Annotated in this window: 6 protein-coding genes and 3 pseudogenes; 8 read left to right on the top strand and 1 reads right to left on the bottom strand. The window is 61.3% G+C overall.

Going from position 1 to position 12059, the window contains the following annotated elements; translation table 11 throughout:
* Positions 1–112: 112 nt before the first annotated feature.
* Positions 113–477: pseudogene (locus P3H15_RS45725) on the top strand (3-hydroxyacyl-CoA dehydrogenase NAD-binding domain-containing protein); the annotation flags it as partial.
* Positions 478–538: 61 nt separating this feature from the next.
* A pseudogene (locus P3H15_RS45720) lies at positions 539–962 on the top strand (ExeA family protein); the annotation flags it as partial.
* A gap of 151 nt (positions 963–1113) precedes the next feature.
* Here the strand turns inward: P3H15_RS45720 and P3H15_RS45715 are convergent.
* Positions 1114–1593, bottom strand: a pseudogene (locus P3H15_RS45715) (IS1380 family transposase); the annotation flags it as partial.
* 1270 nt (positions 1594–2863) lie between these two features.
* On the opposite strand from P3H15_RS45715, the gene P3H15_RS45710 reads away from it, so the two are divergent.
* From P3H15_RS45710 to P3H15_RS45685, 6 genes are all read left to right on the top strand, one after another.
* Complete coding sequence (locus tag P3H15_RS45710) at positions 2864–4312, top strand: ABC transporter substrate-binding protein (RefSeq protein WP_276143364.1); 1449 nt, start codon at positions 2864–2866, stop codon at positions 4310–4312.
* A gap of 144 nt (positions 4313–4456) precedes the next feature.
* The gene (locus tag P3H15_RS45705) at positions 4457–5590 is read left to right on the top strand and encodes an ABC transporter permease (protein WP_276143363.1); all 1134 of its coding nucleotides are present in this window, start codon (positions 4457–4459) and stop codon (positions 5588–5590) included.
* Positions 5577–6710 (top strand): ABC transporter permease, encoded by a 1134-nt coding sequence (locus P3H15_RS45700; RefSeq protein WP_276143362.1) that lies wholly within the window; start codon positions 5577–5579, stop codon positions 6708–6710. Before P3H15_RS45705 ends, P3H15_RS45700 begins: the two co-directional genes overlap by 14 nt.
* A gap of 14 nt (positions 6711–6724) precedes the next feature.
* Positions 6725–7801: an ABC transporter ATP-binding protein gene (locus P3H15_RS45695; protein ID WP_276143361.1), complete on the top strand. Its 1077-nt coding sequence runs from the start codon at positions 6725–6727 to the stop codon at positions 7799–7801.
* Positions 7801–8820: an ABC transporter ATP-binding protein gene (locus P3H15_RS45690; protein ID WP_276143360.1), complete on the top strand. Its 1020-nt coding sequence runs from the start codon at positions 7801–7803 to the stop codon at positions 8818–8820. Before P3H15_RS45695 ends, P3H15_RS45690 begins: the two co-directional genes overlap by 1 nt.
* A gap of 829 nt (positions 8821–9649) precedes the next feature.
* Positions 9650–10468 (top strand): mycofactocin-coupled SDR family oxidoreductase, encoded by an 819-nt coding sequence (locus P3H15_RS45685; protein WP_276143359.1) that lies wholly within the window; start codon positions 9650–9652, stop codon positions 10466–10468.
* Positions 10469–12059: the final 1591 nt, after the last annotated feature.

Raw genomic sequence — 12059 nt, 5'->3', positions numbered from 1 at the left:
ATTCGACGCGTGGCGCTGCGTCTTGTTCGTGATCGATCGTGTCGGAGTCCGAGCTCGGCACCGAGTAATCCATTACGCCATACGCCTGCATGACCAAGTTGGAGATACGACTGTGGAGCTGATCGGAGTGATCGGTGGCGGCACCATGGGTGCAGGCATCGCCGAGGTGTGCGCGAAGGCCGGGAGCAGCGTCCTGGTGCTCGAGGCCAAACAGGAGTACGCCGACGCCGCGCAGCAGCGCATCACGTCGTCCGTCTCCCGTGCTGTCGCCAAGGCAAGAGCACCCAGGAGGAGGCCTCCGCCGCGGTCGCCGGCGTACGCCTCACCCTGGACATCGAGGAGTTCGCAGACCGCGACCTGGTCATCGAAGCTGCCCCCGAGATCGAGTCGCTGAAGTACGAAATCTTCGGCAAGATCGTCAAACCGTCCGGCATTCTCGCCACCAACACGTCGTCGATCCCAGTGATCAAGGTAGCGAACATGTAAACTACGCATACTCGCAGGTAAAGGGCGTATCCGTGCGTCTGCGGTCGGTAAAATCGACGAGGCGCATCTGCTCGACAATGCACAGATGGAAGCGATCGGCGATGCTGACCAACCACGACATGGATTCTGGGTCGCCGTTCGCGGCACTTTTGGTCGGGTAGCCGACGTTGCGGCACCGACTGCGGCTCGGAGTGCTCGCCGCGTTGGATCAGCGGATCGCGGTGCGTTACGCGCTGGCTGGGATGAGTCCGCCGGATTCGGCGGACTACATCACCCATCATTGCAAGATCGCCGGCCGGACGGATCCGTTGTTCTCCGATGATGCGGTCACCCTGATTCACAATGCGGCGCGGGGGTATCCGCGGGCGGTGAACAACCTGGCGGTGCAGGCATTGACGGCGGCGTTCGCCGCGAAAGTGTCCATCGTCGACGAGAAGTCCGCACGGGTGACCATCACCGAAAGTGGCCACGACTGAGTCACTGATCGCGCGACGTCACCGCGCCGACGATGCCGTCAACAGGCCGATGAAGGCCCTCCCCGCAACTGCGGGAAGGGCGCTTCTCATATCCGCAGCATCGGCATCGACAGTGACGCCATCATCGGCACGTTCGGCGACGGACAACAGTGGCGGGGGTGAGGTTGAACGCCATCACCGCGAGTGCCAGCCAGGCACTGTTGGCGGCGAACCGTCCCGGCGGCAGGTGCGCAAGCGCGGAGATCTTCGGGTCGGTGTGGACCTGCTCGATGATCGCGTGCCCGCGGTGGACCTTGTCCGCGGCCACGGTGTCCAGGACGGCCGGGTGGGTGGTGGGGAAGAACGCATGGAACCGCCAGGTGTCGAACAACGCGCCCTGCCCGTCCCCGGCCTGGGGAGCGAGGTGAGGGATGCGGCGCACCACCAACCGGCCCGGTGTCCGTTCGGAGGCGTGGCGGGTGACCGCGGTGAAGTCGATCTCGGCGACCTCAGCGCGGGAGATCCATCGGCCGGTCTGCTCGTCGTAGACGGCATCGGTGTACTCGATAGGGGACCACGTATCCTCGTCGATCGCGGCGATCGCCGATTTCACCGTCGCGGTCATCCGCACCGTGACCGAGACATCGGCGCCGTCGACTATGTTGCCACCAGTGCGGACACGCTCCGGCCCCAGTTGCCCCCGTGTCGGTGGCATCGACACATACTCGTTCGAGAAGGCTTCCAAGCCACACAGGTGTGCCAGCCCGTGCGCCGGAACCAGTCCCTCCGATGCGAGCAGGTTGCGGTCATCGAACGCCGCGGCCGTTACCGGGCGGGTATGGGCTAGTAGCACCCTAGAGATGCCCTTCGTGTCGATCGAACTGGTTCTGTGAGAAGTCCAATTTTCTCAGCACGCAAGGGCATCTCGCCGTTTCGGCTCACCCACCCCGACACCAAATCGGTGGATCCAGGCTTGGGTCCGGTGTCGTTCGGGACATGTCTCGGCTTGGCGGTCGGCTGTGTGCGCGCCGCGGTGAGGCATTGATTGAGTCGGCGTTGGCGGCTGTCAAGGGTGTCGCGGTGTGAGTGGGCGTGTGCGCGCCGATGCCGACAGCGAGCGTGCGTTCGGTGCTCTCGGTCGAAGGATGTGGATGCGCGAGGGACTGTCCGATTTCACGTTTGCGGACGATGACTGTGCGTGGCGCTCCCTTCGAGTCGCACTACGCACGTGGACCGGAGAAGGTCACGAGTACGTCGGACGAGGTCATCGGTGAGACTGATCGTTGCATTGACTCACTCATGTGCTGAGCGCAAAGTCGCCTGCGCTGCGCTCCGTGTTGCAGGGGTAAGTGGAGAACAGGGTGAGAATACGTGCCGAATAATCGTGGAGTACACAGCAAAAGCGTTCGGCACTTCCCGACGGCGTCGTTGCATGCCCTGTCGTTTGGCGTCAGATCGTGCGTGTAGAAGCTGTGTGGTGATCGTTTGATGACAGGTGAGACCAATACTGTTAGAGTCGCATTCCAGCTGGATGTGACGCGGGCCATAGTGCACGCGAGCCGTCGAATTCAGGGAGTGCGTGTGATCGGTCTCGTGCGGAGAAGGCATCGGCCATCTGCCGCGGCCGGGCACGCACTGTTGATGCCAGCCAGCGGGAGTGGTTCGTCGCCCCCGCCCGCTGCGATCGCTTCCAGTGGTGCCAGCGCGGAAGATGCCGCAGCGACGCGTGTTGCTGAACATGAAAGGCAAGAACAGTGAGTTCTCGAATGAAGGGTTGGCGCACGAGCGCACGCGGACGTTTGGCGTGGTTGGCGGCGCTGCCTCTGGTCACGGTCGTCGCCTGCTCCGGGGTCGGAGGGGAGCCGGGTGGTACTGCGAATGCGTATGAGTACGACCCCAACGATGTGTGCACCGTGGACAGGGTGGATCCCGCCAGCACGTTGACGGTAGACACTCGGGTCCCGACGGCGTCGCTGGATCCAACGACGACTGTCGGGACGTTTCAGGGCGTCGAGGAGGCGTCGGTGGTCTACGACACGCTGACACGATACGACTTCTCCACAGGTCTGTACGAGCCGTTCGTAGCAGAGTCCTTGACCCCGAACGGCGATTTCACTGAGTGGAGTATGAAACTTCGCCCCGGGATCAAGTTCGGAAATGGTGATCCGCTGACCAGCAAGGACGTGGAGTACTCCATCGGGCGGTGGGCGACAGCTACGTCGCCGACCAAGGCCTACCTGGCCCCCGTCGAGTTAGTGAAAGTGGTCGACGACCTCACCGTGGACTTCGTCCTGAACCGACCCTGGGCCGGGTTCCCGTGGATTCTGTCCAGCTTGCCGGGAATGGTGGTGAACCAGAAAGTGGTCGAGGCTTCCGGAGATGGCTTTGCGAGAAACCCGGTGGGCGCCGGTGTAGGTCCTTACGAGCCGGTGAAGTTCGCGCCGAACGAGGAGGTCGTGATGAGGGCCAAGACCGACTATTGGGGCGGTCCAGTCTGCAACGGCACCCTGCGATTCATCTCCGTTCCCGGCGCGAAAGCCAAACTCGAGGCGTTCCAGAAGGGCGAGACGGACGTCGTGACGGTGTTCGATGACCCCACAGTCTCCGCGGATCTGAGTGAACTCAAGGGCGTCAACACGCTGAATTATGAGCGGGCCGGTACCGGCTTGGGGATGAACGCTCGTCCAGGGCGGGTATTCAGCGATGTGAGGCTGCGCCAGGCAGTGGTGGCAGCATTGGATCCGACCCAGATCAACCAGCGTGCGTTCGGCGGTGACGCAACCATGGCCAGCACTTTCACGGCCCCAGAGATGAAGATCTGGGGCGGCGTGGAGGGCCTTGGGTACGACCCCCAGAAGGCGAAGCAGTTGGTGGACGAGGCTGTGCGCGACGGCGCCAACGTGCATGTCAATTTCCTGGTCAGCGATAGGACAAACCAGGAGATGGCGCTAGTTGTTGAGGCGATGCTGGACAGAGTCGGGTTCCAAGTCGACGTTGAAACCGCAGCCTTTGCTGCCTTCACCGAACGGCAGTTGGCGGGCGAGTTCGACCTATTGCCGATGAACTACGCGGTCGGTGAAGACGCACCGCTCCTCGCACTGACGACCTTTTTGAGCACCAACAAGGTCAGCAACTACTGGAATGTCGATGATGCCCAGATCGATGAGGCGGTTAACGAGGTGTACCTCGCTCAAAACCCGGACGAGACGGCTGCTGCAATGGGCAAACTTCAGCAGCGGTGGAACGAACTCTCTCCCACGGTTCCCCTCTGGGTCCAAAACGTGAAGAGGGGCTTCACGAACAAGGTCCACGGTCTGGCATTGGGCCCAGAGGGACGCTTGTCGTTCGAGAAGGCGTACACCACGAACTAACCATCGACACTACACATTCTGATCGATAAGAGGATGCGCCCGGTGGGCACCGCTTGGCAGCACGAGCCCTTCAGCCACAAGAGCTCACAAACCCAGCCCACTGCGGGTACAGCAGCACACCGCGTTACCGGAGGAGCGCAAACGATGCACGTAATTGCCAAGAAGTCCGCGCGCTTGGTACTGGTGATGTTCATTGTCACCACCGCAACGTACTTTCTTCTGCAACTGTTGCCGGGCGATCCCGCGCGCACCGTCGTCGGCGCAGAAGGTACAGCGGAGCAGTACGAACAGGTGCGGCGTGAGTTAGGGCTCGACAAGCCAATTCTGGAACGCTACGTCAACTGGCTAGGGAGTCTCGCCCGGGGTGACTTGGGGAACTCGCTGGTCCCGCCAACACTAAACGTCTCCGAAATGATCCAGACGCGACTCCCGGTAACAATCGAACTTGCTGTGCTGGCGATCCTCATCGCGCTGGTTCTGGCGATCCCGGTCGCGTTGGCCTCCGCCTACCGGGCCGGTGGCTCCTTCGACCGAATCGCAAGCACCATCGCGTTCGCCCTTATTTCTCTGCCGAGTTTCGTGCTGGCAATTTTCCTGGTGTTTCTGCTGGTCTTCTACCCACAGCTGGTACAGCCTGTCGTCGTTGGGGCGCTCGTGTGCGTCGTCGGCTGGCTAGCGCGACGTACCACACGAATATCGCGGGAGTATCCGCCCGGGAATAAGCGGACGCGTTACCTGGCAGGCGGATTGGGTGGTGCGGCCGGGGTGGCGCTCGTCGCGCTGGTCCTGTCGGTTGCATGGCCGGACTTCCCCCGTCAGGGATTCGCTCGCATATCCGACGCCGGGATCGTGGCGAACCTGAATTCGCTGTTTCTACCCGCTCTCGCGTTAGCTCTAACAGAGGCCGCTGTCTTGATGAAAGTCCTGTACGGGGACCTAACACAAACACTCAAGGAGGACTTCGTACTATCGGCGAAGGCCAAGGGCATGCCCGCTCCCAGAGTTCTGTTCCGAGATGCGCTGAGGCCGTCATCCTTCTCCCTGATCACGGTGGCAGGGGTGGCTCTCGGACGGCTCTTGGGTGGCACCGTGATCATTGAGACGATCTTCAACCTCCCCGGGATGGGCTCGATGCTTGTTCAGGCCATCCTCGGCAAGGACTACCCGGTCGTTCTCGGCGGCGTTCTGGTGCTCGCTTTGGGTTACGTCGCCCTGAACGCTGTCGTTGACATTTCTTACACCTACCTGGACCCGAGGTTGCGCCGTGGCCGTGTCTGACAATCAATCAAAGATCGATCTCGTTGCCACTATCGGTGACGCAGCCCCGGACGGACCGGTTCTCGCCCCGCTCGGAGAGATGGTCGACGTCGACGGTCCCGTACCCTCTCCTAGGCCAGCAAGTCGTCGCTTAGTCATCGGGATCGGAACACTGCTACCGGGCCTCGTCGCCCTAGCTGTCGGGACGGGCATGGTCGGCGCCGCACAAGCGGGACTACGCACCGCAGCCTGCTTCATCGCTCTGGCCTTGCTTTACATCGGGCTGAGCAACCTGGGCCGTCATTGGCGCGGCGAGCGATTCGACCTCGCCCTGTGGCTGTCTGCCTTGTGGATTGGTGCGATCGTCCTGGCGGCGATCGTGGCCAACTGGATTCCTTTCTCCGAGTACAAAGACATCTCGCAGACTCTGACCACTCCGATCCTGCTGCGGCCGGACCTCATTTCTGCTCACCCGTTAGGTACTGACAGTCAAGGCCTCGACATCCTTGGCGGCATCGTCCATGGTGCGCGGGTCTCACTAGTAGTTTCTATCGGAGCCACGGCAACCGGCATGGTCATCGGTGGCGGCCTAGGCATGGCAGCCGGCTACTTCCGCGGCAAAGTCGACACCGCCGCAGGTTTGGTGGTCGACTCAACACTGGCGTTTCCGCCGCTCATCCTGTTGCTCGCGCTCGCTTCCTTCCTCACTCCCAGTGTCCGAAACATGACACTCGTCCTGGCGGTTCTGAGCGTCCCGCTTTTCGTCCGCATCAGCCGTGCCAACACAATGTCGTTCGCCCAGCGCGAGTTCGTACTCGCGGCGCGGGTCCTCGGGGTGAGAGACCGACGAATCCTCCTTCGGGACATTCTTCCCAACGTTGCACTTCCCCTGGTCTCGTACGCCTTCATCGTCGTCGGAGCCCTAATCGTTGCGGAGGCTTCTCTGAGCTTCCTCGGATTGAGCATTCCGCGACCGGAGCCAACGTGGGGAAACATGATCGCTGCCGGCCAAGAAGATATCAGGGAGAACCCTCATCTCGTGCTAATCCCAAGCCTCGCTCTGTTCTTCACCGTGTTCTCGCTCAACCGTGTCGGTGAGAGAGCTCGGCAACTTTGGGACCCAAGAAGCAGTCGGCTGTGACGGAGGAGGTAGCCATGACAACCACGCGCATTCGCGATTCACTGCTGACGGTGGAGAACCTTCGGACCACATTCGATACGCCGCGAGGCCATCTCACCGCGGTCGATGGCGTGTCCTTCGCCCTTGGTCGCGCTGAGACCCTCGGTATCGTCGGTGAATCGGGGTCGGGCAAGTCCGTCCTCGTTCGATCGATCATGAATCTGTTGGGAGCCAACGCCACAGTGGCTGAAGACAGTAAGGTGATGTTCGACGGTCGAGATGTGCACCGTTTGTCCCGGTGGGAATCCAGACACTTCTGGGGCACGGAAATAGCGATGGTGTTTCAGGATCCAATGACATCGCTCAACCCGGTTAAGCGGATCGGTGTTCAATTGACGGAGTCCATGAGGTTCCACCTCGGCCTGAACAGTGGCGAAGCGACCGAACGAGCCCTGGAGCTTCTTGATCAAGTTAGGATCCCTGAGCCCCGTAGGCGAATGGAGCAGTATCCGCACGAGCTGTCCGGCGGGATGCGCCAGCGCGTGATGATTGCGATTGCCCTTGCTTGTAAGCCGCGGCTTCTGGTCGCTGACGAGCCGACTACCGCACTCGACGTCACAGTCCAAAAGCAGATCCTGGACCTACTGACTCGTCTACAAGCCGAACTCGACATGGCAATGATCCTGATCACTCATGACTTGGGCGTTGTCTCAGGGCACACCGACCGAGTCGCGGTCATGTATGCCGGCCAATTGGTGGAGGTGGCCGACACCAACGAACTCTTCGGAGCTGTCCAGCATCCGTACACGGGAGCGCTGCTCAACTCGATTCCCAAGATTGAGCAGCCCAGTCACACCAGGCTTGAGGTGATCAACGGATGGCCGCCAGACCTGATTCGAGGCATCCGGGGTTGTCGATTCGCTCCACGCTGCCGGTCCGCGCAAGCTGCCTGTCTAGAGGAGGCGCCTGGCCTGCGACCAACAGGCGACCGGGAACACATGGCGCGGTGCTTCTTTCCACTGGGTAGCGAAGGCTCCCACCAGGCCATGGCAACAAACCTCCGGGCGGGCCAGACCGCCGCGGGCCTTGATCTGACGACGGGAGCAGAATAATGGCAGGATCGGGAAAAGCGCATTTGCGGAACAGGAGCGATGTTCTGCTGCGTGTGGAAGACCTCGTCGTCGAGTTCAACACGGGACCTGGCCAAGTCGTACACGCTGTCTCGAACATCAGCCTAGACGTCCTCAAGGGGGAAACCGTCGGCGTGGTCGGCGAGTCCGGCTGTGGCAAGTCGACCATGGGCAGAGCCATTCTCCAGCTACCAAAGCCGACATCTGGATCGGTCACATACGGAGATACCGATCTCACAAAACTGGGGGAGGAGGAGTTGCGTCGGACCCGCCGCGATCTCCAGATGATCCTCCAAGACCCCATCTCGTCGCTCAACCCACGACGCAAGGTGAGGGACGCGGTGGCTGAGGGACTTCGGGTCTGGGGAACCAACAAAAGACATGTATCCGAGAAGGTCGACGAAGTGATCACGGCTGTCGGGCTGCGACCGGAGGTCGTCGGCAGCGGTCGCCCGAGCCAGTTCTCGGGCGGGCAGTGCCAACGGATCTGTATCGCCCGAGCGCTCATCCTTGACCCCAAGATGATCATCTGCGACGAACCGGTGTCGGCGCTGGATGTCTCCGTGCAAGCTCAGATCATCAATCTACTTGACGACATGAAGGAGCGTTACGGACTGACGCTCATCTTCATCGCGCATGACCTTGCCGTGGTCAAAAACATCAGCGACAGGGTGGTTGTGATGTACCTGGGAAAGATCTGCGAGGTGAGCGGTCCAGACGACTTGTTTGCGCGCCCGATGCACCACTATACGAAACTGCTGATGGACTCGATTCCGCAGCCGGACAATGGAATGGGGAATTCGCCTAAATGGTCGCAGGACAACTCAGCGGCTGTCGACCTTCCTTCTCCCATGTCGCCGCCGTCAGGTTGCCGATTCCGTACTCGCTGCCCGGCGGCCACGTCCTTATGCGCAGAGAAGGAGCCGCAGCTCAAAGAAGTTGGGCCGGAACACTTCGTTGCGTGTCACTTCCCCAGGGAATCGAAGGGCGGGACGCACTGATAGCCGACTGATCGGCGGACTCGAACCTGATTTCACCTGTGGTCGTAGACCGCCGGCAGTACGGCGATACTCGCCAAGGAGTTACGCCTGCGTAAGCTTCCAGTCTGGTTGGGTCGGCGGGCCACGTCGTCGCGACGCAACACACGACACGGGCGTCGGCGCACTCTGTGTCGACATACCCCGGGGCGTCGTTCACCGTTGATCGACCTCGTCTCGGTGCCGCGAATAGCGCAGCGGCGCGGTGGAGCTTCAACCAGCGGGCGAGACAGCGGGTTTGTAGATCTGTTAACCGAGGCGTACGGCTCGAAAGAGGAGGCCTGTTTCGCGAACCGGCGCGGATTCGACCCTGAAATGCGCGGTGATAAATATCCCTTCGTGCACTCGCGGATGACCAGACATGGAGTTTGGTGCGTTCGGGCGGTGACGGTGTTGAACGGCAGCCAGGATGGGAAACCGTTTACGCCAGCGGAGCTCAGAAGCGGTTGCGCCCGTGAGGCCGGCCATATGCACAGAACAGTTGCTCGACACTACGCTGATCGACGGCTACTGAACTACAGCGTTACGTGGTCGAACAGGGCGATCACAAGGTGCGTCGCGGCTGCGCCGGGCCCCCGGCGGGTAGGTTGCGCTCACCAGCGACAACGCGATGATGGCTTCTCCCGGCTGTATCGGGCAGGAGTGACCCGACTGCCGATATTCAGCAGTGTCGGCGACCTGGTGTTTCCGCCCTGATGAACTCGGTGGAACCTTCGAAGAAGAGACGCTGTAGACACGTGCACCTTCGAACTAGAAACAGTGAACGTTCAGATCAAGTGAAAGGTACCTACGTATGGCAGGCAGGTTGGCAGGAAAAGTGGCATTGGTGACGGGTGCGGCCCGCGGGCAAGGCCGGGCTCATGCCGTGCGATTCGCTTCTGAGGGCGCTGACGTGATCGCCATCGACCTTGCTGGGCCTCTGCCTGCTCGGGTCCCATATGCTTCTGCCACACTGGAGGATCTTGAGGAGACCCGGAACGAGGTGGAAAAGCACGGTCGCCGCATCATCACCGCTCAGGCCGACGTCCGTGATCTGGCTATGCTCCGGGAGAAGGTTGACGAGGCAGTAGCGACATTCGGACGCCTGGACGCAGTCGTGGCAAACGCAGGTATCTGCATCCCCGTGACATGGGACGAGGAAACCCCGGACATTTTCGATGCGACGATGGACATCAACGTCAAGGGAGTCTGGAACACGGTGATGGCATCAGCGAATCACTTAGTCAATTCGGGAGGAGGATCGATCATTCTGATCAGTTCATACGCGGGAAAGAAGGTTCAGCCTTTCATGGTTGCTTACACCACCAGCAAGCACGCGGTGACCGGGATGACCCGCGCCTTCGCTGCCGAACTCGGACGCCACGACATACGAGTAAATAGTATCCATCCCGGTTCCGTCGCGACTCCGATGGCGGATGAAAACACTGTAGCGGCACTGGGGAAGGCTGCGGGCACACACCCGAGACTGGGCGCGATGGGCAGGGCGTTCCTGAACCAGGTTCATGCGCAGCCGGGCGAGATCGCCGCTGTGGCTGCCTTCCTCGCATCTGACGAAGCCAAGTTTATCTCAAGCGAGCACCTCGGAGTTGACGGCGGGGCCCACCACTTCTGAAGGCTCGCAGGTGGTCTGATTCCTTCCGTCCTGGCGATGATAGCGACAGCAACTCAGTCGCCGAGGTGAGTCAGCCGGTGGGCGTCGAGGCAAGAGTGTCTGCGCCCGCCTCTGGCTAGGTTGCGGCGACGGATGTAGACCCTCAGGGTGACAACGTCGTTCGCTCTCAAGCACCGCAGTCGGGAGCATTGTCGACGACACTGCGGCACGCGCCGACGTCCTGCTCGGGCAGATGTGGAGGACGATTGGGCGCTCACCACCCAGGCCTGCCGACTGACGGTATGTGGCGGTAACCCACCATGGTCGGTCCGCACGCATATTCGGACGGTTCAAACCGGATTGTCCTATTAGGGCGAAGCGCGTCAACGGCCTTCTCGAGCTTGGATCGGTCCGCCGTGCGCCCGAGTCGGTCTTTTCCCAGATCTTCAAACAGTCGATCGCCGTCGGTGAGTCCATTTGGAGTCCGCTGGACTGTACGGCGGCGGAATCCCTCACATGCCCGAAAACTTGCTGACAGTGGGGGACCGGCTCAGAAGCGTCAACGACTGCCATTGCCCGATGCGTGAGATAGCCCGATACGGCGCATGTCCGTACGTAATTGCCGTACGACCGGCTTGAACCGGCACTTCGTCCTCGCCACCCCGATCGGCAGGGCGCGGTGGGCCAGGCTAGATCGTCGGTGCGCAGCGAGCGGTCCTCACGACGGAGCGCGGCATCGAAGGCGGGGGTGAGCGCCCACCGCGGCATCGTCAACCGAGGCGCCGCGCCGATGTCTGGCACCGCGTCAGCCGGGTGTGAAACGGTTCAGGCCAATCGGATTCGACTCGCGTAGATCATACTTTGCGGAGTGACCGTAGGACAGCAGCACCAGCACTTGCCGCGGCTGGGTGGTGGCGTTGAGTCAGACCCGTGCCGGAGTCGAACGACACCACGTTCGCATCTCGGCGGCTGGGCCATCCAGTCGACTCCCGCGCTAGACGCCGACATGCGCCCGCCTTCGCCGTGAGCAGATCTGCCCGCTCCTGTTCGCGCGTCTCCAGGTACTTGGCAAGCCCCAGGGTAGAAGTCGATCGTGCCCAGGCACCCACCCGACATCGGTCCGCGTTCACTCCGAAGTCACCGGCTACTTCCACCTGCCCTTCTGAAACCGACTGCTTTTCCTCCAATACGACTCTGCTGCTGCGCATCTCCTCCGCTCGATGGTCAGCGCCGAGGAAACATGATCATCGCACTACCCGGTTCCACGTAACTCTTGAGATGCTCAAGCGGCAGATTTGCGGATGAGCAATCCTTGACCTGCTCCGCACATACTCATGCGCGTCTGATAGTTCAGTGCTGCAACGGAATCACGGAAAGTGCGCCAGATCCACCCCTACAAAAAGAAAGCATATGTGACGTACATCTCAGGGGTCGGCTACTTTGGCGAGTCTTGACTTCAGGTGCGTGTGCGGTGTCACATATTTGGTGCCCCGAGCGTTCTGGCCCGGATGGCAATCTTCCCAGTGTGGCAAGGAGCAGCATGGCTCGCAATCAAGCGTTCGGAGAGGACCACGGTCTCGGTGTCGAGGTGGTCGACGAGTCCACTCAGGTG

Origin of the sequence: Rhodococcus sp. T2V (assembly GCF_029269925.1) — a bacterium.
GTDB classification, from domain to species: Bacteria; Actinomycetota; Actinomycetes; order Mycobacteriales; family Mycobacteriaceae; genus Rhodococcus_F; species Rhodococcus_F koreensis.
The sequence above is the reverse complement of the archived record's forward strand: the minus strand, read 5'-3'. Positions and strand labels throughout refer to the sequence as shown.